This window comes from Corallococcus carmarthensis (assembly GCF_003611695.1).
GTDB classification, from domain to species: domain Bacteria; phylum Myxococcota; class Myxococcia; order Myxococcales; family Myxococcaceae; genus Corallococcus; species Corallococcus carmarthensis.
Genome location: NZ_RAWE01000098.1, coordinates 1 through 25,060 on the forward strand (window position 1 = coordinate 1; position 25,060 = coordinate 25,060).

21 protein-coding genes are annotated in these 25,060 nt (G+C 68.5%); 15 read left to right on the forward strand and 6 right to left on the reverse strand.

Features of this window, described 5'->3' with window-relative positions:
* The first annotated feature begins 238 nt into the window (after nt 1–238).
* From D7X32_RS24240 to D7X32_RS24280, 9 genes are all read left to right on the forward strand, one after another.
* The gene (locus D7X32_RS24240; RefSeq protein ID WP_120604947.1) at nt 239–1,711 is read left to right on the forward strand and encodes a circularly permuted type 2 ATP-grasp protein; all 1,473 of its coding nucleotides are present in this window, start codon (nt 239–241) and stop codon (nt 1,709–1,711) included.
* The gene (locus D7X32_RS24245) at nt 1,708–2,694 is read left to right on the forward strand and encodes an alpha-E domain-containing protein (protein WP_120604948.1); all 987 of its coding nucleotides are present in this window, start codon (nt 1,708–1,710) and stop codon (nt 2,692–2,694) included. The genes D7X32_RS24240 and D7X32_RS24245 overlap by 4 nt, the downstream gene beginning before the upstream one ends.
* A gap of 11 nt (nt 2,695–2,705) precedes the next feature.
* Complete coding sequence (locus D7X32_RS24250; protein WP_120604949.1) at nt 2,706–4,466, forward strand: class II glutamine amidotransferase; 1,761 nt, start codon at nt 2,706–2,708, stop codon at nt 4,464–4,466.
* A 189-nt stretch (nt 4,467–4,655) separates the two neighbouring features.
* Nucleotides 4,656–5,480 carry an AfsA-related hotdog domain-containing protein gene (locus D7X32_RS24255; RefSeq protein WP_120604950.1) on the forward strand — a complete coding sequence of 275 codons (825 nt, stop codon included), beginning with the start codon at nt 4,656–4,658 and terminating at the stop codon, nt 5,478–5,480.
* Nucleotides 5,477–6,124, forward strand: coding sequence for a methyltransferase family protein (locus D7X32_RS24260; RefSeq protein ID WP_120604951.1), 648 nt, complete (start codon nt 5,477–5,479; stop codon nt 6,122–6,124). Before D7X32_RS24255 ends, D7X32_RS24260 begins: the two co-directional genes overlap by 4 nt.
* Complete coding sequence (locus D7X32_RS24265) at nt 6,112–7,074, forward strand: NAD-dependent epimerase/dehydratase family protein (protein WP_120604952.1); 963 nt, start codon at nt 6,112–6,114, stop codon at nt 7,072–7,074. The genes D7X32_RS24260 and D7X32_RS24265 overlap by 13 nt, the downstream gene beginning before the upstream one ends.
* A 15-nt stretch (nt 7,075–7,089) precedes the next feature.
* Nucleotides 7,090–9,783, forward strand: a complete 2,694-nt coding sequence (locus tag D7X32_RS24270; protein ID WP_120604953.1) for a PEP/pyruvate-binding domain-containing protein — start codon at nt 7,090–7,092, stop codon at nt 9,781–9,783.
* Complete coding sequence (locus D7X32_RS24275; RefSeq protein WP_216618152.1) at nt 9,780–10,688, forward strand: UbiA prenyltransferase family protein; 909 nt, start codon at nt 9,780–9,782, stop codon at nt 10,686–10,688. Before D7X32_RS24270 ends, D7X32_RS24275 begins: the two co-directional genes overlap by 4 nt.
* 67 nt (nt 10,689–10,755) lie before the next feature.
* Nucleotides 10,756–11,424: a hypothetical protein gene (locus D7X32_RS24280; RefSeq protein WP_120604954.1), complete on the forward strand. Its 669-nt coding sequence runs from the start codon at nt 10,756–10,758 to the stop codon at nt 11,422–11,424.
* A gap of 70 nt (nt 11,425–11,494) precedes the next feature.
* On the opposite strand, the gene D7X32_RS24285 is transcribed toward D7X32_RS24280, so the two are convergent.
* Nucleotides 11,495–12,601, reverse strand: a complete 1,107-nt coding sequence (locus D7X32_RS24285; protein WP_120604955.1) for a helix-turn-helix transcriptional regulator — start codon at nt 12,599–12,601, stop codon at nt 11,495–11,497.
* Between the two features lie 104 nt (nt 12,602–12,705).
* Between D7X32_RS24285 and D7X32_RS24290 the strand changes: the two genes are divergently transcribed.
* Complete coding sequence (locus tag D7X32_RS24290; RefSeq protein ID WP_147450244.1) at nt 12,706–13,590, forward strand: hypothetical protein; 885 nt, start codon at nt 12,706–12,708, stop codon at nt 13,588–13,590.
* A gap of 43 nt (nt 13,591–13,633) precedes the next feature.
* Here D7X32_RS24290 and D7X32_RS45060 read toward each other — a convergent pair whose 3' ends face one another.
* Nucleotides 13,634–14,035, reverse strand: coding sequence for a hypothetical protein (locus D7X32_RS45060; protein ID WP_147450245.1), 402 nt, complete (start codon nt 14,033–14,035; stop codon nt 13,634–13,636).
* 318 nt (nt 14,036–14,353) lie between these two features.
* Here D7X32_RS45060 and D7X32_RS24300 point away from each other — a divergent pair, with 318 nt between their 5' ends.
* Entirely contained in the window at nt 14,354–14,791 is a 438-nt protein-coding gene (locus tag D7X32_RS24300; RefSeq protein ID WP_244239154.1) for a hypothetical protein, read from the forward strand.
* 10 nt (nt 14,792–14,801) lie between these two features.
* Nucleotides 14,802–15,287, forward strand: a complete 486-nt coding sequence (locus D7X32_RS24305; RefSeq protein WP_120604958.1) for an SMI1/KNR4 family protein — start codon at nt 14,802–14,804, stop codon at nt 15,285–15,287.
* Between the two features lie 45 nt (nt 15,288–15,332).
* Here D7X32_RS24305 and D7X32_RS24310 read toward each other — a convergent pair whose 3' ends face one another.
* A complete protein-coding gene (locus D7X32_RS24310) occupies nt 15,333–16,706 on the reverse strand; it encodes an ArnT family glycosyltransferase (RefSeq protein ID WP_244239155.1) in 1,374 nt (457 codons plus the stop codon).
* A 125-nt stretch (nt 16,707–16,831) separates the two neighbouring features.
* On the opposite strand from D7X32_RS24310, the gene D7X32_RS24315 reads away from it, so the two are divergent.
* Complete coding sequence (locus tag D7X32_RS24315; protein ID WP_120604960.1) at nt 16,832–18,922, forward strand: thioredoxin domain-containing protein; 2,091 nt, start codon at nt 16,832–16,834, stop codon at nt 18,920–18,922.
* A gap of 35 nt (nt 18,923–18,957) precedes the next feature.
* On the opposite strand, the gene D7X32_RS24320 is transcribed toward D7X32_RS24315, so the two are convergent.
* From D7X32_RS24320 to D7X32_RS24330, 3 genes are all read right to left on the reverse strand, one after another.
* Nucleotides 18,958–20,490 (reverse strand): transglutaminase-like domain-containing protein, encoded by a 1,533-nt coding sequence (locus D7X32_RS24320; protein ID WP_244239156.1) that lies wholly within the window; start codon nt 20,488–20,490, stop codon nt 18,958–18,960.
* A gap of 83 nt (nt 20,491–20,573) precedes the next feature.
* Complete coding sequence (locus D7X32_RS24325) at nt 20,574–21,050, reverse strand: GNAT family N-acetyltransferase (protein WP_120604962.1); 477 nt, start codon at nt 21,048–21,050, stop codon at nt 20,574–20,576.
* The gene (locus D7X32_RS24330; RefSeq protein WP_120604963.1) at nt 20,941–22,041 is read right to left on the reverse strand and encodes a D-alanine--D-alanine ligase family protein; all 1,101 of its coding nucleotides are present in this window, start codon (nt 22,039–22,041) and stop codon (nt 20,941–20,943) included. The genes D7X32_RS24325 and D7X32_RS24330 overlap by 110 nt, the downstream gene beginning before the upstream one ends.
* 166 nt (nt 22,042–22,207) lie before the next feature.
* Between D7X32_RS24330 and D7X32_RS24335 the strand changes: the two genes are divergently transcribed.
* A complete protein-coding gene (locus D7X32_RS24335; protein WP_120604964.1) occupies nt 22,208–23,506 on the forward strand; it encodes an HD domain-containing protein in 1,299 nt (432 codons plus the stop codon).
* Nucleotides 23,507–23,523: 17 nt separating this feature from the next.
* A complete protein-coding gene (locus tag D7X32_RS24340) occupies nt 23,524–25,050 on the forward strand; it encodes an MBL fold metallo-hydrolase (RefSeq protein WP_120604965.1) in 1,527 nt (508 codons plus the stop codon).
* The last annotated feature ends 10 nt before the right edge of the window (nt 25,051–25,060 follow it).

The following is a 25,060-nucleotide window of genomic DNA, read 5'->3' on the forward strand; positions in this document are numbered from 1 at the left end:
GTCCTGCTGGGGACGCACCGTCATCACGCCCCCGCCGGGCTACAACCCGGGACCTGTCCGACTGTCCGACAGGCTGCGTCCGCGCCGGTGTCACACCTGTCGCATGTGTTCACCAGCCGCCTCCGCCCCCGGGAACCCACACGCGGACGGCCGGCTTCTGTCACACGCCCCCGACCCCCGCTACAGTGCGGTTGACGCAGGGCGTCGTATGTCTTCGGTGACGAGACGAGGTCCATCAATGAGACAGCTTCAGGTCCGAGGACTGTTTGACGGGTATGCCATCCAGCAGGGCACCTGGGACGAGCTGCTGGGCACGGGCGACGCGCCACGGGAGGACGTGCTGCGGTTGTTGGAGCGGCTGGGCGCGCGCTCCCCGGCGGAGTTCTCCCGGATGCAGTCGCTGGCGGAGCGGGCGCTGATGAACCAGGGCGTGACGTTCTCCGTGTACGCGGATCAACGCGGCACGGAGCGCATCTTCCCCTTCTGCCTCATCCCCCGGCTGGTGTCGGCGGCGGACTGGGCGCACGTGGAGCGCGGGCTGGAGCAGCGCGTGCGCGCGCTGGGTCTGTTCCTGGATGACGTCTACGGCGAGCAGCGCATCTTCGAAGGGCGCCCGGAGCTGCGGGACATGGTGCTGGGCACGTCCCAGTACCTGCCGAAGATCAAGGGCGTGCGGCCCGCGGGCGGCGTGCGCATCCACATCGCGGGCATCGACCTCATCCGCGACGGGCAGGGCACCTTCCGGGTGCTGGAGGACAACCTGCGCACGCCGTCGGGCGTGTCGTACGTGCTGGAGGGGCGGGTGCTCTCCAAGCGCGTGCTGCCGGAGGTGCTGGAGCGCACGCGGGTGCGGCGCGTGGACCACTACCCGGCGAAGCTCGCGGAGACGCTGCGCGCGTCGTCGCCGGAGGACCCGGAGCGCTCCACCGCGGTGGTGCTGACGCCGGGCCCGTACAACTCCGCCTACTTCGAGCACAGCTTCCTCGCGCGCACCATGGGCGTGGAGCTGGTGCACGGCGCGGACCTCTTCGTGGACGACGACCGCGTGTGGCTGCGCACCACGCGCGGGCCCAAGCGCGTGCACGTCATCTACCGCCGCCTCGACGACGCCTTCATCGACCCGGAGGCCTTCCGCCCGGACAGCATGCTGGGCGTGCCGGGCCTGATGCGCGCGTGGGCCGCGGGCAACGTGGCGCTGGCCAACGCGCCGGGCAACGGCGTGGCGGACGACAAGGCGGTGTACGCGTTCGTTCCCGAAATCATCCGCTACTACCTGGGCGAATCCGCGCTGCTCGCGCAGGTGCCCACGTACGTGTGCGCGCGGGAGGACGACCGGCGCTACGTGCTGGAGCACCTGGAGGAGCTGGTGGTGAAGGCGGTGGATGAAGCCGGCGGCTACGGCATGTTGATGGGGCCGCAGTCCACCAAGGAGGAGCGCGAGGACTTCCGCCAGCGCATCCTCGCCACGCCGCGCCGCTACATCGCGCAGCCGCGCGTGGAGCTGTCCACGTGCCCCACCTGGGACGGGGCCAGCGGCACGGTGGTGGCCCGCCGCGTGGACCTGCGGCCGTACATCCTCACCTCGCCGCAGGGACCGTGGGTGCTGCCCGGTGGGCTGTCCCGCGTGGCGCTGCGCGCGGGCTCCTACGTGGTGAACTCCAGCCAGGGTGGCGGCTCCAAGGACACCTGGGTCCAGAAGGAGGACGCATGATTGCCCGCATCGCGGAGCACTGCTTCTGGTTGGGGCGCTACCTGGAGCGGCTGGAGAGCGTCGCGCGGGTGTTGCAGATGACGGATCAGCTGGCGCTGGACGCGGACCTGCCGGCGGACCAGTGCTGGGTGCCGGCGCTGGCCATCTTCGGGGAGCGGGAGACGTTCGCGCGGAAGCACGGCGAGAAGGCGGAGTCCGACAGCGAGGCCGTGCAGAACTTCCTCACCTGGGAGGACGACAACTTCTCCAGCCTGGTGGCCACGGTGGTGATGGCGCGGGACAACGCGCGCACCATCCGCGAGGTGGTCAGCCGCGAGTGCTGGGAGGTGACGAACGAGCTGTACCACTTCCTCACCGGCGAGGCGGGCCGGGCGGAGTACGCCGCGTCGCGCTTCGGCTTCTACCAGCACATCCGGCGCATGGTGCAGCTGTGCCTGGGCTTCCTGGACAGCACCATGCTGCACGACACGCCGCAGGAGTTCATCTGGCTGGGCGTGATGCTGGAGCGCGCGGGCCAGACGTCGCGCCTCTTGGACGTGCACCACATCATCTTCAGCCAGATGAAGCACACGCACCGGGTGGTGGAGACAGCGCTGTGGCTGTCGCTGTTGCGCGCGTGCTCCGGCTTCGAGCCCTTCATGAAGAGCCATCAGGGCCGGGTGACGGGGGAGGCGGTGGCGGCGTTCCTGTTGTTCGAGCCGCGCTTCCCGCGCTCGGTGCGCCACTGCCTGGAGTCCGCGTGGCGCTACCTGGGGCACCTGTGCCCGGTGGTGGGCCGGGGGCAGCCAGGGGAGGAGTGCCTGGCCCGGCTGGTGCCGCTGGTGGAGCAGCTCAAGCCCCAGACGCTGGGCGAAGAGGGCACGTCGGTGCACGACCTGCTCACGCGCATGGTGGAGGGCACGGACGCGTTGTGCACGGAGATCTCTCGCGCTTTTTTCGGCAAGGCCCCCGTGCAGGTGGGCACCCAGGAGATGGCCGGGTAGAGTCCGCCGCCATGTTGAACCTGCTCGCGCTGTCCTTCGAGGGAGAGCTCGCCCCTGGCTTGGATTTGCGCTGCCTCGCCCCCGGAGCCAAGCCGCCGGACGGCTGGGGCGTGGGCTACTACCCGGGCGGCGAGTTCGCGGCCACGGTGCTCAAGGAAGCCGCGCCCCAGCTCCACAGCCGCCGCAGTGAGCTGGTGCGCACGTGGGATCCGCTGGAGTCGTCGCTGCTCTTGCTCCACCTGCGCACGGCGACGTGGGGCCCGCTCACGGAGGCCAACACGCAGCCCTTCGCCCGCAGCGCCTGGGGCCGGGACTGGCTGCTCGCGCACAGCGGCAGCCTGGAGCAGCGGCTGACCATCAAGCCGGGGGCGCGCTTCGAACCGGTGGGCTCCACGGACTCGGAGACGCTGTTCTGCCGCTTCCTGGACTGGATGCAGGAGCAGGGCTGGCGGAGCCTGGGGGACGTGGACGCGCCCCGGCTGCGCGCGTGGCTGGACGAGATGAACGGGCTGGGCCCGCTGACGCTGGTGGTGTCGGACGGGCGGGACCTGTGCGTGTACGCGGACCGCACGGGCGCGACGCAGGCGTGGGTGTGGCAGGTGTCGCCGCCCTACGAGCGGCTGGTGCTGGGCGACGACGACGTGGAGCTGGACCTCACGCGCCGGGGCGCCAAGAGCCGCAAGGGCGTCATCGTCGCCACGCATCCGCTGGAGTCGCGCACGGACGTGCCGGCGAACTGGATGCAGCTGGCGCCGGGGGCGCTGGTGCTGGTGCGCCAGGGGGCCATCCGCGTGGAGGTGCTGCCGCCGGAGACGCAGGGGACGGTGGCGCCCTCGATCGCGGCGGAGTTCGAGGCGCGAAGCCGGCTGCGGCGTCCGCCGGAGATGCCGGTGCGGGTGATGGACGTGCTGCACCGCACGGTCTACCGCTACGAGAGGCCGGTGGAGCGCAGCTCGCACCTGCTCCGGCTGACGCCCCGGCATGACCGGCTCCAGACGCTGCTGTCGCACGACGTGACGCTGTCGGTGGGCGTGACGCGGTCGGAGTACGAGGACGTCTTCGGCAACCGGGTGCGCCGGGCGGTGGTGGACACGCCCTACACGGAGCTGGTGATGGAGGCCCGCTCGCGCGTGGAGCTGCGGGACACGGACCCTTTGGGGTACCGGCCCCTGCACGTGCGCTCGGTGCTGCCGCTGGTGTGGATGCCTTGGCAGGCGAACATGCTCCAGCCGTACCTCTTGCCGCCGGAATTGCCAGACACCCAGTTGGAGGAGTTGCTGGAGTACGCGATGAGCTTCGCGCGCCGCAACGACTTCGACCTCTTGGACACGCTGCTGGACATCAACTACTCCATCTTCAAGGAGTACCAGTACGCGCAGGGCACGACGACGCTGAACACCACGGCGTTCTCTGTCTATTCGGCGCGCAGGGGCGTCTGTCAGGACTTCGCGAACGTGTTCATCTGCCTGTCGCGCCTCCTGGGCGTGCCGGCGCGCTACGTGTGCGGCTACCTCTACACGGGGCCCAAGCACGCGAACGCGGTGATGGCGGAGGCCTCCCACGCGTGGGTGCAGGTCTATCTGCCGGAGGTCGGCTGGAAGGGCTTCGACCCCACGAACGGCATCCTCACGCAGACGGACCACGTGCGCGTGGCGGTGGGTCGCCAGTACTCCGACGCCACGCCCACCACGGGCACCATCTACCTGGGCGGTGGGGGAGAGAAGCTGGAAGTGCTGGTCCGCTGCGAGCCGGTGTCGCCCGAGGGGCAGTGAGCCGGCTGTCGCACCGTCCGTCTCAATCCAAGACTCATTTCGCGACGTGTCATGGCGGTTCATGAAACAGACCCCGCAAATCCTCCGGGTCTGATCTCCCGCTGCGTGAAAGCGGGCCTTCCCCGGTTCTCGTGTTGAGACATCTCGATTCCTAGACTGCTTTTCCCCCTCAGCTGGAGAAAGGCAGACATGGATTCCGATTCAAGCCATCCCGAGCGTCATGTGCGGGTGGCGTCGCCGGAGGCCGTCCCGTTCCTGCTCGTGCCGGAGTCGCTTCTCCCGGAGGTCGAGCACCCCTGCCGCATTCCGGTGAAGGACGTGGAGGAGGCGGAGTTCCTGGCCGCCGTGCTCCAGGAGCACTGTGGTCTCTACCTGGGCGCGCGGGCCTCGGAGTTCCCCGCGCTGGCGGAGTGGGCGGACGCCACGCCGGTGGGCGTGCGCGTGGGCGGCCCGTGGAAGAAGGATCCGCCGGAGAACGTCTCCGAGCTCCTGGCCCGGATTCCCGTCCGCAACCCCGTCTCACAAGGCCGGCAGTCGTTCAGCGAGGCGGAGCAGGGCCGGCCGCTGGAGCGCGTCGACCCGGTGCTCGTCCACAAGCGCGACCCGGCGAACGTGCTGCTCGCGAACGCCTGCCGCGTGGGCGCGCTCCAGCAGTTCAACGCATTCACCGAGTCCCCGGAGTTCGTCTTCGACCATCCCTCCGAACACGTGCAAGGCATGCTCCTCACGGAGCTGGCGCGGCAGGCGAGCATCGCGACCATCCACGGCGTGGGCCTGCCGCTGGACTGGTCGCTCATCATGACGCGCCTGTCGCTGGAGTTCCGGCGCTTCGTGCGCAACGACGTGCCGGTGGTGATCCGCACCTTCGTCAGCTTCCGGCTCCCCGAGTGGGCGGAGCCGGTGCGCAGCGATGGACGCCGCCGACGCATGTGGATCGCCGTGCAGGGCTGGCAGGAGGACGTCTGCTGCTACTCGGGCCTCATTGGCGCCGTGAGCGCGAAGGCGGCGTCATGAAGGGCCTGCACCGGTGGATGCCCACGCTGTTGCTGGTGACGGGCGTGGGGCTGCTGATTCCGTTGGGCATCCGGCAGGTCCTGCGCACGCCCGAGGACGGCCGCCCCATCGCGGCCCTGATGCTGGGGCTCTACGTGACGTGGATGCTGGTGGAGAGCCGCGTGACGCTGCGTGAGACGCGCAAGCCCACGGCGGAGCGGGACAGCGCCACGCTGGAGCTGTACGCGATAGGGCGCCTGGCCACCATCCTCCTGGCGGTCGCGTTCCCCACGCTGGACATGGGCCCCGTGCCGCGCGCGGTGGGCCTGTTCTGTTTCATCGCGGGAGTCTCGCTGCGCCTCACGGCCATCCGCACGTTGGGGAAGGCCTATTCGCACCGGGTGCGGCTGCCGGACGCGAGCCTGCTCGTCACGGAGGGCGTGTACCGGAGGCTCCGGCACCCGGCGTACACCGGCATGTTGCTGGCGCACGTGGGCTACCTGCTCGTGTTCCCCGCGGTCGTGGGCATCGCGGTGTTCGCGCTGCTGTTCGTCCCCGCGGTGCTCCTGCGCATCCGGCACGAGGAGCGGCTGTTGCTGGGCTCCTTCCCGGGCTACGCCGAGTACGCGGCGAGCCGCAAGCGGCTGGTCCCATGGGTCTGGTAGGCGGCTTCGGCGTCGTGCTCACGGGCGCGACCGGCATGGTGGGGCAGGCGTTCCTGCGCCAGCGCGGAGCGCATCCCGTGCACGCGCTGGTGCGCTCGCCCGAGGGCCGCGATTGGGGAGACGGCGTGCACGTCGTGCGGGGAGACCTGCACGGCATCTCCGAGGCGTTGTTCCCCCGGTACCCCTACGTCGTCCTGCACCTCGCCATGAAGCAGCGGGACACCGACGGCACGGGCTTCGAGCGGACCAACGTGGACGGCACACGGCGGCTCCTGTCGCGGCTCACGGGGGATTGCCGGGGCGTCATCCTCGGCAGCTCCATGTCCGTGTATGGACCCGGGCCGCACCGGGGCGTGAAGGAGGACCATCCGCTCAAACCCATCACCGCCCTGGCCCGCTCCCGCGTGGCGGCCGAGGACCTCATCACGGAGCACGCGGTCCGGACCGGTCTCCACGCGGCGTTGCTCCGGCCGCGCTTCCTCCTGGGGCGAGGGGACCGGTTCGTCCTGCCCGCGATGGTGAAGCTCCTGAAGCGGGGCGTGCAGGTGGGGGACGACGGGGTGGGGTGCTCGGTCATCGACGTGGATGACCTGGGCCGCATCCTCTGGAGGCTCGCGCGGCGGATGGTGGAAACACCGCGTCCTGAGCAGCAGGCCTTCAACGCCGCCTATTCACGCCCGCTGATGCGTGGGGAGTTCCTGGGCACGGTGGCGCAGGGGCTGGGCCTGCCTCGGCCCACGGTGAAGGTCCGCGCCCCCGGATGGCTCCTGCGGGTCATGCGGGAGACTCCCAGCCGGCGTGCCCGGGCGATGGCGGAGCGTCTGGAGTTGCTGACGCATTCACAGTGTCTGGATGTCTCGCGGCTCGCGGCGGTGCTCGGGCCGGAGGACCTGCTGGCGCGGTCCCCGGTGGATGCCCTGCGAAGCGCGCTCAATGACTTTCGTTCCTGAAGGAATCCCCCTGTCATGCCTTCCCTTCCGCTCGTCTCCATGACCGAGGCCGGTGACCCGCAGCAGGTCGGCCAGAAGTTCGCGCGCCAGCAGCACCTGGCGAAGCACGGCTTCCCGGTCCCCGAGTTCTTCTGCCTCACCACCACGATGTTCCAGGAGGTAGCGCGTCCCCTTCAGCCCGCAATCGACCGGCTCACCACGGCGGTGGACCCGACGTCCCATCAGGACATCCGCCGCGTGGCGGAAGCGATTGAGCAGCTCTTCCTCCAGGTGCCCCTGGGCGCCGAACGCGAAGCCTCCATCCTGGATGCCTTTGACCGGACCTTCGGGACGGGTGGCATGGTGGCCGTGCGGGCCTCCGTCGTAGGCCGGGCGCTGGAGGAGAGCGAGGACTCGGAGACGGATCCGTTCGCGGGCGTGAGCTCCACGTTCCTCTACGTGCGGAGGGACACGTTGCTGGACCGCATCCGCCGCTGCTGGGCGTCCGGTTACACCCCGGAGGGGCTCATCTACCGGCTGGCGCAGGGGCGCGACGTCCGGGGGCTGATGGTGGCGGTGGGAGTGCAGCGGATGATTCCCGGCCGCCGCTCGTTCGTGGCCTTCACGTGCGACCCGAAGACCACCGAGCGGCGCACACTGGTCGTCGCGGGGCACGGCATCGGGGAAGGCGTGGTGCAGGAGAAGGTGGGGGTGGACCACTACTTCATCCATCCGCAGACAGGCCGCATCGACCGGCAACTGGGCCACAAGGCGGAGATGCTCTGCGAGAACCCCGAGCCAGGAGGCGAGCTCCTCAGCCGGCCCGTGCCGGAGCCTCTGCGGGACGCGCCATGCCTGACGGATGAAGAGCTGAAGCGGCTGGCCACGCTGGCGAAGGACATCGAGCGCACCTTCGGCGTCCCCCAGGACATCGAAGGCACGTTCACGGAGGACGGCACGCTCCACGTGCTGCAATCGCGGCCCATCGCCTTCGACTTCCGGAAGATCCGCGTCTGGGGTTGCGGCAACGTCTCGGAGAGCTTCCCGGGCGTCACCACGCCGCTGACGTACTCGCTGGCGAGCTACTTCTACGAGGTCATCTTCTACGACCTGCTGCGCCGAATGAAGGGCGCGGACGCGAGGGGCCTGCACGACCAGACGCCCGCCTTACAGAACATGCTGGGTTTCATCGACGGGCGCGTCTACCACTCGCTGTCGAACCTGATGTACGTCAATGGCATCAATCCCTTCATCGCGGCGACCTCCATGCGGGACCTGGAGGACGTGCTCCAATTGGATGCGTCACTGGTCATCCGGCTGCCGGGCCACCGTGAGAGCTTCCCCAACACCGCGAGCTACGCCTACGCGCTGGGGCGCTCCACGATGGGGGCCCTGACCGTCACCGCGACGTTCAAGCGGGACTTCGAAGCGTTCGCCACCTGGTGGAAGCAGACGCTCGCGGGGCTCCGGGCCCTGTCCGTGGAGAAGGAGGATCCCCTGGTCCTCATCCACCACTTCCGGCGCGTCTGGACCGAGGTGGGGAACTGGTGGGGGCTGACGCTCGTCAATCACTGGTACATCAACACGTGCTTCGGATTGGCGCGCAGGCTCCTGCTCAAGTGGACCGGCGAGGACCCCAGCGCGCTGCTGGTGGGCCTGCTCTGTGGGGCGAAGCCAGATGCGGGCACCCACGCGCTGCTCTCCGCGGTGGCGCTCGCGGAGATGGTGCGTGCGGACCCGGCACTGGCGAAGCGCTTCGACGAAGGGGATGCGGAAGCTCTCTGGCGAAGCATCGACGCGGGGGACGTGCCGCCCGCGCTCGCCCGAGCCTTCCGCGAGCACCTGAGCGAGTTCGGCGACCGGGGCGTCCAGGAGCTGAACGTGGAGCGCCCGAACCTGCGGGACACGCCGTGGGACCTGGTTCGAGTCGTCCAGTCCTACGCGCGCACGTCCGTCACGCGTGAGGAATTGAGGACGTCCGACAAGGCCCGGCGCACGGAGGCGGAGGCGGAGCTGGCCACGCTCCTCCAGGGGCATCCCTTGAGGAAGCTCGCCATCCAGCAACTCCTGGAGCGGCTGCGGACGGTGATTGGCCTGCGGGAGGACAGCCGGTTCTGGCGAGGCCAGCTCTTCGGGTTCAGCAAGAAGGTGTTCGCGGCGCTCGGTCAGCGGATGGCGGAGCGGGGCGTGCTGGATGCGCCGCTGGACGTGCATTACCTCACGATGCGCGAGGTGCTGGACCACTTCGAGGGCCGGAGCGTCACGAGGAACCTGGGCGAGCTCGCGAGACTGCGGCGGCGGGAGCAGCAGGACAACCAGGACCGCCAGCCGCCGCGAGACTTCACCACGGTGGGCAGCGTGGCGGACGGCATCCCCAGGGCGGTGGAGGCCGCCAGCGATGACGCCGCGCTGTTCAAAGGCATTGGTTCGAGCGCGGGCATCGTGGAGGGCAACGCGCGCGTCGTGCTGGATCCGGGCGCGGTGGGCACGCTGGGCAAGGACGACATCCTCATCGCGAAGGAGACGGACCCGGGCTGGTTGTTCCTGATGCTGGCCTCGGGAGGCATCGTCGTGGAGCGCGGCAGCATGCTGTCGCACACGGCCATCGCGGGCCGGAAGTTCGGCATCCCCACGGTGGTGGGCGTGGCGCACGCGACCACGCGCATCCCTGACGGTGCGAGGGTCCGCGTGGATGGCTCCACGGGCACGGTCACCCTGGTGGCGGCATGAGCAGGTCAGTGATTGACCGGGCGCGAGCGACCCTGCGCTTCTCCGTGCAGCGCTACCCGCCGCTGTTCTACCTGCTGGTGATTTCGCTCTGGTGCGTGAGCCTGGACGGGATGTTTGGCGTGCTCGACGGGGGCCGGGGGCTGGCGTTCTCCCCGGACCTGCTGCACGTCGCGCTGAGCATCTTCGGCGTGGGCTACTTCATGCGCATCGTGGATGAGCTGCGTGACTACGACTACGACCGGGTCCACAACCCCAACCGGGGCCTGGCGAAAGGAGACGTCAGCTTCGGGGACCTGTACGTGGCGCTGGGACTCAATGCGGCCGTGCTGCTCGGGACGAACCTGGCGGTGTCCTGGGTACGGGCCGTCATCCTGCTCGGCATCATGGCGCACGCAATGGTGCTCTGGTGGCTGGAGAAGCACTGGGTTGCGTACCAGCGCAGCATGTTCCTGATGATAGGTATCGCCATCCAGCTTCACGTGGGCCACGGCCTCTACATCTGGGTGGCGCACGCGGAGCGCACCGGAAGGCCGCTGAATCCCCAAGGGCTCATCGCCATCCTGGGAATGGTCTTCCTGTACCTGCACTGGGAGGTGATGCGGAAGACCGCGTGGCCCGGGACCACGAAGCCGGGGGAGAAGCTCTACTCTGACGAAGTGGGCTCCGCGGCCAGCGCCGTGATTGCCTTCGCGATGATCACCGGAGCGTCGGGGCTCTCCCTGTCCCTCACGAAGCCCTGGCACTCACAGGCCACGGGCTGGCTCTTCCTGCTGCCCCTGGGAATGGCGATCATCAACCTGACGCTGTTCTTCAAGAACCGCAGGCCCCGAGCGCTTTCGGGGAGGCTCGCGGCCCGAAGCTACTTCGCGTTCCTCTTCGCGATGTGCATGAGAGTCTTCACATAGGGTGTGGCTGTTGGTGGGCAGTCATGGTCTGTTGCGCCTCTCGAACCCGTACGAGGAGTGATGATCCATGAAGCGCATCCTGCCGTTGATTCTTGCCGCGTTCGCCCTGGCCTGCTCGGGCCCTGACATCGACGCTCCGGGTGAGGAGGGGACTTCCGTCGAAGGTTCTGGGAGCGACTCCATCGCGACTCAGGAGAACGCCGTCACCTACTCCCTCTGCGGTTCCTATACGGTCAATTGCCCGGCCGGCTACACCCGCGTCGGTCAACTCTGTTCGTCATACTGCTCGACGCTGGGCCACTCGTGTTCGCCCTTGGGCTACAACGAAACCCTTTGTTACAAGCCGGATCCCATCGTCGGGACCATCAGCGCGACGCCCACGAATGTGCGCATCAACCTGGACGTGACGCAGACGGGGACGACGAACATCTGCTTCGACGTCAGCGGCGTCTCCGAGGGAGAAATCTGGCTGAGCTCGAATGGCCAGCCCGAGGTGCTCTTCGCCCGTGGCGACAACTTCTGCCAGGCCGCGCCCTGGATCACCGCGGGCAACACCTTCGCGTTCAACCTCTACGCGGGCAGGGCGCACACCAACCTGCTCGCCACCGCGACCGTGACGGGAGAGGGCTATCACGGCGGCACCAATCCGCCCCCGCAGTGCGGCCCCTGCGCCTCGGGCTACTCGTGCTTCTGCGGCGACCGCGTGTGTCGCCGCGAAGGCACGCTCTGCCCGTAAGGTGAGCCACGAAGCCGGGGGAGGGCACTGTCCCCCGGCTTCGTGCGTCGGGCGCACGGCATGATGCTGCTCACCCCTCCGCCTCGGCGCTCCGCTCCTGCGCGAGGAGGATCAGCTTGGACCGGCTGGGCACGGCCAGCTTGACGAAGACCCGCTTCAGGTGCGTCTTCAACGTGTTCAGCGAGCTGCCCATGTCTTCCGCGATGGTTTGGTTGTCCCAGCCATTCAAGACACGCTCCACCACTTCCAGCTCGCGAGGCGTGAGCCGCTTGCGCCAATCGGTGGGCAGCTGGACCTTGTGAAACACCTCCTGGAACAACAGCGCCCAGGGCGTTCTCCCGGGATGGGCTGGCAGCGGGAGGAAGGTCACCTTCAAGCTCTTCCCCGGCCGCCGGAACGTCAGGACGTCCTGCCCTGAAAGCATCCGCTGTCCGGAGCGGCTGAGCCGCTCCAGCGCCTCCAGGAGCACCTGGGGCAGACCGAAACGGCCACAGGGCGCATCGGGGAACCAGCGATGGAGCAGCGCCGTGGAGTGGGGGGTGCGCATCAGCTCGGTGTTGGGAGGGCTCAGCACGATGCTCTCAAGCCCTGTATGGCGGAAGAGCTGGTCCAGGAGGTCCCCCTGACGGGCCAGGTCTCCCAGCATGAGGCAGTTGCGAACCGTTCTTGCCAGGATGGGCGTCAGGCGCTGAAGAAAGGCCCGCTCCTGCTCGGAGAAAGCCTTCCGGTTCTCCCGGTACAGGGTGAAGCCGCTGTGCCAGCCAAGCCCCATGTCCAGCGACACGGAGATCACGCGCTCCACCGGCATGTGCATCTCGCGGCAGTGCGCATACATGGCGCTGTTCCACATCTCCTGGCGCGACAGCATCTCGGTGTCTCGCAGCACGATGTTGGGCTGCTGAATCACCGCGGCGCTCACGAAGCACTCGTCTGAAATCTCCGGGTAGCGATCGAAGAAGACCTGGGGCATGTCGTGGACCATGGGCCAGTCGTATTGACCGGGCTCACCTGGCCTGGACACGCAAAGCCCACCAAAGTCCGCGGCCAGCACGCGTGACAACACCCTGTGGGACTCCGAAAAGACTTCCGTCAGGTCCAGGGAGCTGGTCAGCGCTGTCATCACGTCCAAGAGCACCTGCTCTCCCTGCATGGAACCCGGCTGAATCTTCACGCGCATGACCTTCCTCCACGTCTGGATTCAGGCGTCACCCGGAAGGGTGATGCCCGCTCCCAACAGGTTCCCGTACCTTCCGCGCCCGTCCAAGGCGTTGGGAGGAACTCATGCGATTGAAGAGGATGGAGTTGAAGGGAAGTGTCTGGGTTTTGAATGCATTTCAGCTCATGGCTCTCCTGGTGTCGGCAGGATGCGGGGGAACCCTGCCAGGGCCCCTGGAGCATGAATCGCAACCCGAGACCGGATCCATCGGGAGTATCGAGGCGGGACTCGCCACGTGTGACGTCCTCACCTACGACATGAAATCAGCCATCCAATACTCGGCGCCCAACGGGAACATCATTGTCAGCGCGGTCGTGAAGCCGAATAGTACGTGGAATTCGGGCGCGGGCACCGGGCCATGTCCTGCCGTGAGCGATGCCGTGGGTCGATCGTCCTACAGGCTGGATTTCGACTACATCTACTCCGACAACACTGGCTCCTGCACCTATACCTTCTGCAGCCGTGAGCCCACCTGCCAGACCCGCAGCTTCAGCATGACCGCGCCCATCCAGTACTCGCCGCCCCCCTCCCACGTCATCGACAGCGTGACGCCGATTCTGGGGCTCCCATGGAATACGGGCGCTGGCCCAAGCCCGTGCCCCAATCTGTCCGGAGCCATTGGGCAGACGTTCTATGCACTGAATTTCGACAACTACTATGCCGACAATTCCGGCACCTGCGCGTACACCTTCTGCAGCCATCCTCGGATGTTCTGCGAGACCCGGACCTATCGAGGAATGAAGGCGCCCCTTCAATACGAGGCGCCCCCCGGCGCAACCGTCATCAACGTGACGGCGGATCCAGCGGGGCTCTGGAACTCGGGTGTTTCGACCGGGCCGTGCCCTGACATGTACGGGGCCATTGGGAAGACCTCCTACACGTTGAACTTCGACAGCATCTACACAGACAACTCCGGTACCTGCGCGTACACCTTCTGCAGCCAGGGGTGAACTGTCTGGGAGGTGCTTCCTCGCTGGCGCCGTGAACGCCGCGCTAGAAGTCCTCGTCGCGAGGGGACGGGAGCGCGAGTCCCTTCGCCTCAAGGGCTCCGGTTGTCACGCTGGAGTCCAGTTGTTCGACCGGGAATCCCCATGCATTCGCCAGCTCGAAGCCGGTTGCGAGCGGCCGCACGTCGCGGTCCCCCAGGGCCTGACGGAGTTCTGTGCCGCTTGCGACTGAAGCGGCTGCATGGGCTTGGGGCAGGTCCGACAGACCGAAATGCTGGAAGAGCGCATCCGCCAGGCGCTGATGCCAGTCCGCCTCCTGTGGCGTGCCCTCGTCCAGGTGTGTCGCGAGCGCTGCGCAGACCGTGACGAGGTCGTGCGGATGCAGCAGTTCATCGGTGCGAAGGAAGGCGAACGAACGGGGACCGGACTTGGGTTTGCTCGGGAGCATGCGTGAACAATCCTAGAGGTTTCGGGGGATCCCGGACGATGTGCCAGGGAGGTGACTGTCCCCCGGCTTCGTGCCAGATCGGATTCTCCACTGCGCGCGGTAGGGGGCGATCTCATGACCGCAAAGGGAAACGCACCCACTCGACCTTCAGCGCGCCTCCTGCTCGGAACGTTGCTGCTCTCGGCCTGCGCTGAAGGTCCAACGCCCACGACCCCTGTCTCGGTTCGGAAATGGGTAGGGCCTCTGGTGGCCGTGCCTGGTGGCGGGCAGTTCCGCACTATCGTCTACTATGGGCCATGGCAGTGCAGCTCACAGCTCATGGCCTACTGCCGTGAGAAGTGCTCAGGGAGGGGCTACGCTCTCCAGGGATGCATGTGGCTCGCGGACGTGAAGATGGACTTTGCAGGCACCGTCGTTCGAGCTGGGAGCCGGTTCGGCATGACGAACTGCTGCTGTAACTATGCAACGCTCAACCCCGCCCAGAACAAGGCCGCCCGCGACAAATGGGACGACAGTCGCCCGGAGTTCCGGGAGCAGTGGGCAAAGCGTTTTGGGGCATGGCCTTCGGAGAACGGGAACCCCTACGAGGGGCATCACATCCGGGACCTCTGGCATGGCGGCAATCCTACGGACTGGGACAACATCCTGCCGTTTCCCAAGGACATCCATCAGACGCTCTTCAAGCTCTACAACCAGTGCTACGCGAACGCGCCTCCATGGACGAGCGTAGGCACGGACTATCCCTATGGAGAATAGGCACAAGTCGATGAACGAGCTACTCGAGGAGATATCCCGCCTCCACCTGCCCAACCCGCCCGCGACGCCGGAACAGTTGGTGGCGTTCGAGCAGCGCGTGGGCTGGCGCCTGGACCCGGACCTTCGCGCCTTCTACCTGCATTGTGATGGCGCCCGGCTGTTTGCCCACCGGGATCCCACTTTCGGCTTCGTCGATCCCGCCTTCACCTTCCTACCGCTCTCACGGATTGCCCGCGCGCGAGTGGTCATGCGCGATGAGGATACCGATCAGGCCGGTCCGGCGTCCTGGTATGCCATCTGCGAGGTGCGGGACAGCAACTACATTCTCCTCGACGTGAGCCACCAGGATGGCGGTCGCTATCCCATTCGCGATGGTTACAACGAAGCGTTCCCCTCTCCTGAACACTGCTCGCAGATCGCAGACTCTTTTCAGGGGTTCCTTGCGGGTGCGCTTCGGTCCAAAGGGCGTTGGTTCTGGCTTCGGGCCGAAGAGTGACAAGCACGAAGCGGTGTCGGATGCCTAGGAGCGCTTGAGGACGCACTATGGCTGCACGGCAGGACTCAGCCCACTCATTCGCCACACCGTGAACGTGTGCAGCCGCCGGCCCCGGAAGACCCCCGTGAGCTTCACGGGTCCCTCCACGGACCCAAAGCGTTGCACCAGTTCCTCCGGCGGCGCCGCGCCGTTCTCCGAACACCACAGCACGTCCTGCCCGGGCTTCAATTCCAGCTCAGGCCAGACGTCATACTGACTCTTGCGCCGTGACGGACCCACCGTGTCCGTCTCCGCGCCTGTCGCGTACGCCACCTGCGAAGCCAGTTGATACGTGGGCGCGTAGACCGCCGTAGGGCCCGGCGCCATGCCCGGGAACAACTGCTCCGGCGCCCGCAGCCGCTCCAGCACGCCCCAGCCGTGCGTCCTCGCCAGCACCACGTCGCGCTCGAACGTCAGCACCGGGAACAGCAGGTGCGACGTCACCGCGAGCACCACCGCCATCCCGCTCCACGCGGCCGCCCGCTGCCACACGGGCCGCATCCCCGCGACGCCAATGCACGCCGCCACGTACGCCGCCGCGGGCCAGTTGGCCTCGCCCCGTGTCCGCGCCGCCGCGTAGCCGAAGAACACCAGCGGAATCACCGCCGCCATGCGCAGCAGGAACTGCTCCTTCGGTCCGCGCACCGCGTACACCAGCGCCAGCGGGAAGAGCACCGGCCCACCCATGGCGAACTGGCCCGCCACGAATTCACCGAACGTCGCCCACCCGCCGCTTCCGCCCAGGCCGTGGTTCAGCTGGAACTTGAACCCCACCCAGTCATGGCTCGCGTTCCACAGCACCACCGGCAGGAAGCACAGCAACCCCAGCCCCGCCGTGAGCCACGCGCCCGCCGGCAGCCGCCGCGCCCGCAGCGCCGCGACCATGAAGGCCATCCCCAGCAACACGGATGGATATTTCGACAGCAGTGCGAGCCCACACGTCAGCCCCGCCAGCACCCACTTCTCGCGGTACAGCGCCCACAACCCCAGCGCCCAGAACAGCAGCATGGGGGAATCCGGCGTGGCCCAGACGCCAGAGAGGATGCCCACCGGCACCGCGCTCCACAGCGCCAGCGCCCTCCAGGCCGCGTCGCGCGAGCGGTACACGTCCAGCGCGAGCCCCCACACCGCCACGCCCGTCCCCAGCCCGCACACGAGCGCCGTCCCCCGGATGCCCAGCGCGGCGATGAGCCACGCCACCATGGGCGGATGGTCGAAATATCCCCATGCGAGATGCCGGGCCCATTGCCAGTAATAGGTTTCGTCGAAGTAGACGTCCGTTCCCAGCGCCAGCGCGAGCCGCACCCCCACGCCCATCGCCACCAGGACGAGGCACGCCTTCATTCCCGGGCCGGGGCTGGAGTGGGCGGACGCACGCACGCCCCTGGACAAAGCGCACCGGAGGGCCGTTGGCCAGCAGGGAGTGTGGCCATTTCAGCTTGCCCCCGCGAACCCAGGCTCACAATGTGAAGGGCCGCGAAGCCGCTGCGCACCGGGAGTACCCCATGGATGACCATCCCCCCTCTGGCCACACCAACCGTCTGGCCCGGGAGCCGTCGCCGTACCTGCGCCAGCACGCCACGAATCCCGTGGACTGGTACCCCTGGGGGGATGAAGCCCTGGCCCGCGCCCGCGCGGAGAAGAAGCCCATCCTGCTCTCCGTGGGCTACTCCGCGTGCCACTGGTGCCACGTCATGGCCCATGAGTCCTTCGAGGACCCCGCCATCGCGCGCCTGATGAACGAGGGCTTCATCAACATCAAGGTCGACCGCGAGGAGCGCCCCGACCTGGATCAAATCTACCAAGGCGTCGTGCAGCTCATGGGACAGGGTGGTGGCTGGCCCCTCACCGTGTTCCTCACCCCGGACCTGCGCCCCTTCTACGGCGGCACCTACTTCCCCCCTTCGGACCGCTACGGCCGGCCCGGCTTCCCGCGCCTGCTCCACGCGCTGCGCGACGCGTGGGAGCACAAGCCGGACGAAATCGAGGAGCAGGCCCGGCGCTTCCAGGAGGGTCTGGGCGAGCTGTCCACGCACGGCCTGGACGCCGATCCCGCCCACCTGTCCGCGGAGGACATCGTGGCCATGGGCCAGTCCATGTTGAAGCGCATGGACCCGGTGAACGGCGGCTTCGGCAACGCGCCCAAGTTCCCCAACCCCATGAACGTGGCGCTGCTGCTGCGCGCGTGGCGGCGCGGCGCCGGTGAGCCGTTGAAGGCGGCGGTGTTCCGCACGCTGGAGCGCATGGCCCTGGGCGGCATCTACGACCAGCTGGGCGGCGGCTTCCACCGTTACTCCGTGGACGAGCGCTGGCTGGTGCCCCACTTCGAGAAGATGCTCTACGACAACGCCCAGCTCCTGCACCTGTACTCGGAAGCGGAGCAGGTGGAGTCACGGCCGCTCTGGCGCAAGGTCGTGGAGGAGACCGTCGAGTACGTCCGCCGCGAGATGACCGACCCGGCCGGCGGCTTCTACGCCACGCAGGACGCGGACAGCGAGGGCGAGGAGGGGAAGTTCTTCGTCTGGCGTTCGGAAGAGGTCCGCGCGGCCCTGCCCGTGGGCCAGCAGGCGGACACCGTGATGCGCCACTTCGGCATCAAGTCCGGCGGCAACTTCGAACACGGCGCCACGGTGCTGGAGGTCGTCGTCCCCGTGGAGCAGCTGGCGAAGGAGCAGGGCCGCCCGGTGGAGGCGGTGGAGAAGGACCTGGCCGAGGCGCGCCGCGTCCTCTTCCTCCTGCGCGAACAGCGCGTGAAGCCGGGCCGCGACGACAAGATATTGGCGGGCTGGAACGGGCTGATGATCCGCGGGCTCGCGCTGGCCTCGCGCGTGTTCGACCGGCCGGACTGGGCGAAGCTCGCGGCGAACGCGGCGGACTTCGTGCTCGCGAACATGTGGGACGGCAAGCGGCTGTTGCGCTCGCACCAGGACGGCCAGGGCCGCATCGACGGCTTCCTGGAGGACTACGGCGACTTCGCCTCAGGGCTCACCGCGCTCTACCAGGCCACGTACGACGCGAAGTACCTGGACGCGGCGGACGCGCTCGCGCACCGCGCGGTGGAGCTGTTCTGGGACGAGGAGAAGCAGGCGTACCTCTCCGCGCCCCGGGGACAGAAGGACCTGGTGGTGGCGGCCTTCTCCCTCTTCGACAACGCCTTCCCGTCCGGCGCGTCCACGCTGACGGAGGCGCAGGTGACGCTCTCCGCGCTCACCGGCGACGTGTGCCACCTGGACCACCCGGAGCACTACGTGGCCAAGCTGCATGATCAGCTGGTGCGCAACCCGCTGGGCTACGGCCACCTGGCGCTCGCGGCGGACTCGCTGCTGGACGGCGCGTCGGGCGTCACCTTCGCGGGCCCGCGCGAGGCCGTGGCCCCGTTGCTGGCCGCCGCGAACCGCACCTACGCGCCGGTGTTCTCCTTCGGATGGCACGACACCAGCGCCGCTCCGCCCGCGCGCCTCCAGGAGCTCTTCGCGGGACGCGACCCCGTGGAAGGGAAGGGCGCCGCGTACCTCTGCCGCGGCTTCGTCTGCGAGCGGCCCATCACGGAGCCGCCCCTGCTCGCGGAGCGGCTGGTGGCGGCCCCGGGCCACTGACGCGGCCCTCGGCTCGGGGACGCACGCCCACCGGACTACTTCACGTCCGTGACCTGGAGCGAACCGATGAGGGGCGTGATCTCCGCGTTCCCCTCGTAGCCCACGTAGAAGTGCGTGGCGTCCGCGACGGGCTGGTTGAAGGTGGGATCCAACTGGGTCCACTCGCCCACGTAGGCCTCCACCCACTCGTGCCAGTACAGCGCGGGCACGCCGTCGGAGTTCACCATGTAGATGACGCCGTCCACGCGGCGGGCGGGGATGCCGGACGCGCGCAGCATCGCCACCGTGAGCAGCGAGTGCTCCGTGCAGTCGCCCTTCTTCTGGCGCAGCACGTCCGTGGCCCGGTCCGCGCTGGCGCCGTAGTCCTTCTGCAGGTTGCTGTACACCCACGCGGACAGCATCCGCGCCGCCGTGTACGCGTCCTTCTCCTCACGGATGATGCTCTTGGCCTGCGCCTTGATGGCGGGCGCGTCCGCCTCCACCGCGAGCGTGGACTTGAGGTTCTCCCCGCCGTCGGGGTCCGCCACCGGCCGGGCCACGCGGCCCTTGGGCGAAGGCGGCGCGGCCAGCAGCGTCACCTCCACGCGGCCATCCGGCAGCCGCTGGTACTTCTGCCGGTACGTGTCCTGCTGGAACTTCTCCGGCAGGTTCTTCATCACCAGCTTCACCTGGCCGGGCACTTCGCGCGCCTTCGCGGGCAGCGGCTTGGGCAGCACCACGCGCGTGAGGCCAAACACTTCCACCAGGTCCAGCCGCTTCGCCACCGTCTCCGACTCGGCGCGCGCCTGCATCGTCTGGCCGAAGTCCACCCGCACCATCTTGCCGTCCGTCGTCAGGAAGGCCGCCACCGGCACCTTCTCCTTGTCCGACAGCGTGCTCACCCGCGACAGCTTCACCTTCACGCCGCCCAGCATCTGTTCCTCGGGCGCCTCCACCGTCGTGACGGTGCGGTAGCCCTCCAGGTCCGTGCCGTCCAGCGCCACGCCCTCCACCTTCTGCCCGCGCAAGAGCGCCACGCGCGCCTGATCCGCGTCCTCCACCGTCTCCTTCGGCGCGGGCATGGGCTTGAGCACTTCATCCGGCTGGCCCGGGCGCTTGCGCACCACGCGCATGCTGTCGCCCGTCACCGTGCCCACCAGCTCGTTGTCCCCGCCGTCGCCCTTCTGGATGACGGTGAAGGACAAGAGCTTGCCGCCCGGCTTCGCTTCGTAGACGCGCACCTCGCGGTGCACGCGCTCCGACACGCGCGTGCCCACCTGCGCCTTGAAGATGAGCTCGTTGATGCTCTGCGCCTTGTTGCCCGGCAGCACCGTCAGGTCCGTGAAGAACCAGCCCACCTTCTTGTCCATCAGGTACAGGCCGAAGTACTCGCCGCCCTTGGGGCGCGGGGCCTTCAGCGCGTCAGAGAGCTCCTGGGTCTGCGGAGCGCCAGACGTCTTCGCCTGGGCCTTGGCCGCTGCCGCCTTCGCCTGGTCCTTCAGCGCGGCGGGGGCCTGGGCCCAGGCGGGGGAGGGTGCCCCCATCAGCAGGGTGAGCAGGCTCAACAATCCCAGACGGGTGCGTCGCATCGGTCGGTTCGTGGAAAGCATCTGCTCCCTCCTGACGGGGACCCGGGCGGCGTCTTCACGCCCAGGGGTTTGGGACAGCGGGATTACAGGCGCTTGGTCAGGATGATGAGGTCATCGCCCTGCTTGTAGAAGTCCCGCAGGCGCGCCTCTTCCCCGTACTTCATGGACGCGTAGAAGCCGCGCGTGGGGCCGTAGGCCTCCGTGGCGCTCGTCTCCACGCGGATGAGCCGCGCCTTGCGGCGGCGCAGGTCGCCCTCCATGGAGGACACCAGCTGCGCGCCAATGCCCTGGCCGCGGACTTCCGGCGCGGAGGCAATCCAGTACAGGTCGTACGTGTGCTCCGTCATCGGCGTGGGGCCGTAACAGGCGTAGCCCACCAGGCCGCCGCCGTCCTGCCCGCGGTCCGCCACGAGGATGGAATAGTCCCGGTTGCCCGCGGTGAGTGCGGTGTCAACCAGCTCGATGGCGCAGTCCTGCTCCTCCTGCGAGAAGGTTTCGATTCGCCGGATCAGCGCGGCGAGCGGCTCCCGGTCCTTTCTTTCGAGTGTGCGGATTTCCATGGGCTCTTTCGAGAGCGACCTCCACGAGTCGCGAGGCCAGGGTCGCGTAGTCCATGCCGGCGGCCTGCGCCGCCTTCGCGTACCCCGCGCCTGGATGAAGGTCGCAGTTGGGGTTGATGTCGATGACGTACGGCACACCCTCGGGCGACACCCGAAGGTCCACGCGTCCATAGTCCTGGCAATCCAGCGCTGCAAATGCTTCCAGCGCCGTTTGGATGCAACGCGCTTCCTGCACTGCGTCGAGCCGGCAGGGCCCCGTGGGCGAGTCCCGGTACTCCGGTGACTCCGCCTCCCACTTGGCCCGGTACGACACGATGTTCGGCCGGTTTTCGAACGCACGGCCGAAGTGGATCTCCGTGAGCGGCAGCGCCTGGCGCGGGCTGTTGCCGAGCAGCGGCACGTAGACCTCCCGCCCCTCGATGAACTGCTCCACCAGCGCGGGCTGGTGGAAGGTGCGCAGCACGGACTCGCACGCCCGCACGAGCGCCGAGCGCTCCGTCACCACGGAGTCGAAGTCCATGCCCACGCTGGCGTCCTCGCGCGCGGGCTTCACGATGAGGGGCCACGGCAGGTCCACCGCCAGTGCGTCCTCGCGCTTCTTCACCAGGAAGGAGGCGGGGGTGGAGACGCCGTGGGCGCGCAGGATGTCCTTGGCCTTGGGCTTGTGCAGCGCCAGTCCCAGCGACAGGGCGGACGAGCCGGTGTACGGCAGGCCCAGCGCGTCCAGCAGGCAGGGGACGGCCATCTCTCCGCGGCTGTCGGCGGCCAGCGACTCGCAGAGGTTCACCACCAGGTCGGGCTGGAGGAAGCGCAGGGCCTCCACGAAGTCCAGCCTGTCCCCTTCGATGGCGAGCGGCTCGGCGACCACGCCGTCCCGGCTGAGCGCGTGGGCCAGGTTTTCGGCCACCCGGACCACGTCCTCGCGGGCTTCGCGCCCGGGGTCGTCCTCGAGGAGGTCGTGGTCGCGATTGTGCAGCAGGATGATGTGCATTCGGAGTGACCCGAGGGTTAGCACGTCCCCAGGGACCTTCCCAGCCTGAGACGTGGTGGCCGGTCGGTCCCTCACAGGGCTACCGCCTGCCAGGGTATGCGCTACGGTGGGTGACCTGTAGGAGCAGTTCCGGAACTCCTGGGAGCAGGGGGCCGGCAAGGACGACATGCGGATTCGCGACCCCATCCACGGCGTCATCCCGGTCAGCGACCCGGAGAAGGCCGTCATCGACAGCCGCTTCTATCAGCGCCTGCGCTACGTGCGGCAGTTGGGCTTCGGGGACATGGCCTTCCCCGGCGCCACCCACACCCGTCATGCCCACTGCCTGGGCGCCATGTTCGTCGCCTCGCGCGTCTTCAACGCCGTGGCCAGCCGCTCCGACCTGCCGGACGATGTGCGTGAACATTTCTGCACCGCCGTGCGCCTGGCGGTGCTCTGCCACGACCTGGGCCACATGCCCCTGTCGCATGCGTCCGAGCGCATCGCGCCCCGGCGGTCGCTGCTGCGGCTGCCCGGCTGGCTGGACTCCGTGGCGGAAGGGGAGCAGGCGACCCACGAGGACTACACGGCGAAGCTGCTCCTGGACAGCTCGCTGACGGAGGTCATCCAGCGCGAGTTCGGCCCGCGCGGTATCACCCCCATGGCGGCGGTGGCGCTGATCACCGGCGCGAAGCCGCCGAAGGATCCGGGCTTCACCCACAAGGGCGTGGACTGGACGCCGCTGTTGCGCGCCATCGTCTCCGGCGAGCTGGACGCGGACCGGATGGACTACCTGCTGCGCGACTCGTTCTACACGGGCGTGAACTACGGCCGGTACGACATGGATTGGATCGTCTCCAACCTGAACCCGGCGGTGAAGGACGGGCGCGCCGTGCTGGCGCTGTCGCGCGCGGCGGCGTTCGCGTTCGAGGACTTCCTGCTCAGCCGCTACCACATGTTCGTGTCGGTGTACCTGCACCACACGTCGGTGAACTTCGACCACATGCTGCGGCGCTACTACGAGGAGACGCCCGGCGAGTTCGAGATCCCCCACGACCCGGAGGCCTTCCTCCTCTGTGACGACGCGGCGCTCTGGTACACGCTGCGCCGTTCGAAGAACCGGTGGGCGGAGCGCATCAGCCGGCGGCAGGGCTTCAAGCTGCTGGCGCAGTTCACGGAGCGCGACACGGGCTACGACCTGGAGGTGCTCAACAGCGCGCTCACCAGCGGCGGCTTCGAGCACTACACCGTGCAGTCCAAGGGGGCGCTCAGCAAGTACGTGGGGGCCTCCGGGGGTGGCGGCAACCCGGGTCTTTTCATCCTGGACGTGTCCACGGGCCGGCTGACGGAGGTGGCGCGCTACACGCCGCTCTACCAGCGCTACAGTGGCGCGGTGCGACTGACGCGGCTCTACGTCCGGCCGGACCAGGCGGAGCGGGCGCGCGAGATGATGGGCCGGCTGCTCGGCCAGACGACGGAATCCTGAAGGACGACGGTGCAACCATGAGCGAGCCCCTTCCCGGAATGGGCCTCTTCGGGCCCCACACCCCCGTGGAGCCCCGGCCCTCCTCGGTGGTCATCCTCTACCGCCGCGCGCATGGCGGCGTGGAGGTGTACTGGGTGAAGCGCGAGCGCGCGCTCACCTTCGCGGGCGGCTTCCAAGCCTTTCCCGGCGGCAAGCTGGACAAGGACGACCACGACGTCCCCGTGCAGGGCGCCCAGGGCGAGGAGGCCGCGCTGCGCTCCGCGGCGGCACGCGAGCTGTTCGAGGAGGCGGGCGTGCTGGTGGCGGAAGGGGCGCGTGCGCTGTCTCCCCAGACGCTGGAGGAGGGGCGGACAGCGCTGCTCGCGGGCACGGTGAAGTGGAGCGAGTGGCTGGTGCGCCACACGTTGTCGCTGCGCGCGGAGGACCTGCGGGCCGCGGGGCGATGGGTGACGCCGCCGGCCATCCCGGTGCGCTTCGACACGCGCTTCTATCTGGTGGAGCTGCCGGAGGGCGCGGCGGCGAGCATCATCCCCGGTGAGCTGACGGAAGGCGCGTGGATCCGCCCGGAGGACGGGCTGTCGCGCTGGAGCGACGGCACGGCGCTCTTGCATCCGCCCGCACAGCACGCGTTGCAGGTGCTGTCGGAGTTCACGAACGAAGCGGACGCGCGCGCGAAGCTGTGCACGCCGCCGTACTGCCCGGGCTACGTGGCCCAGCGCATCGAGTTCCAGCGCGGCGTGCGGGTGGTGGCGCTGGAGACGCCCACGCTGCCTCCGGCGACGCACACGAACGCGTACGTGCTGGGTACGGGCGACCTGCTCATCGTCGACCCGGGTTCGTCGGACGTGAAGCAGTACGCGAAGCTGCTGTCGCTGGTGGCGAGCCTGAAGGCGGAGGGGGCGAGGCCGGTGGCGGTGGTGCTCACGCATCACCACGGCGACCACGTGGGCGGGGCGTTCGCGGTGAAGGAGCGGCTGGGCATTCCGCTCTGGTGCCATGCGCGCACGGCGGACCGGTTGGACTTCCCGGTGGAGCGGCTGCTGGAGGACGGCGAGGTGCTGAACCTGGACGGCCCCATGGTGCAGCGCTGGCACGTGCTGCACACGCCGGGACATGCGCGTGGACACGTGTGCCTGGTGGACTCGCGAAGCAAGTCGGCCATCGTGGGCGACATGGTGGCGAGCGTGGGCTCCATCGTCATCGACCCGCCCGAAGGCAACATGGTGGACTACCTCGAGCAGCTGAAGCGGCTGCGCGACTGGCCCGTCACCACGCTGTACCCCGCGCACGGTTCGCCGGTGCCGGACGGCCCGGGCAAGTTGAACGAGTACCTGCGTCACCGCGCCCAGCGCGAGGCCCTCATCCTGGAGGCGGTGCCCGCGACGGGCGCGACGCTCGCGGAGGTGGTGGCCACGGCCTACGCGGACACGCCGCCCATCCTGCATCCCGTGGCGGAGCGCAGCGCCTTGGCGTCACTGGAGAAGCTGGTGGCGGAAGGACGCGTGCGCGAGGACTCCTTCACCTGGTTCCGCGTCGGAGCCTGAACCGCGACCG